Annotated in this window: 1 protein-coding gene; it reads right to left on the bottom strand. The window is 67.8% G+C overall.

Annotated elements, in window-relative coordinates; translation table 11 throughout:
- Positions 1 to 90: 90 nt before the first annotated feature.
- Positions 91 to 404, bottom strand: a 314-nt coding sequence (locus tag EN906_RS37060) for an FtsX-like permease family protein (protein WP_127375908.1), incomplete at its 5' end; no start/stop codon positions are given.

Genomic DNA, 404 nt, shown 5'->3' on the forward strand with positions numbered 1-404 from the left:
GAACGGCGCGGCGACGGTGGCGGGACCAGGTGGAAATGTCGAAGGCTGTGCAAAACCGGCTCGGGCTGGCTGCGTTCCGGCCGGGTTGCCCTACTCGTGCCTTAGCGCGTCGATCGGATCGAGCCTGGCGCCGCGCAATGCCGGGAAGAAGCCGAACACCATGCCGATCAGGGCGGAAAAGCCGACGGCGAGCAGGATCACCGCCGGGCTCGGCGCGAACGGGATGGTCAGCGTCACCGCGGCGAGGCCGGCCAGCGCCAGCCCGATCAGGATGCCGATAATGCCGCCGAGCAGCGACAGCACCGTGGCCTCGACCAGGAACTGGATGAGGATGTGCTTTTCATGCGCGCCGATGGCCAGCCTGATGCCGATCTCGCGGGTGCGTTCGGTGACCGACACCAGCA

It is taken from the genome of Mesorhizobium sp. M7A.F.Ca.CA.004.06.1.1 (assembly GCF_003999135.1).
Lineage (GTDB): Bacteria > Pseudomonadota > Alphaproteobacteria > Rhizobiales > Rhizobiaceae > Mesorhizobium.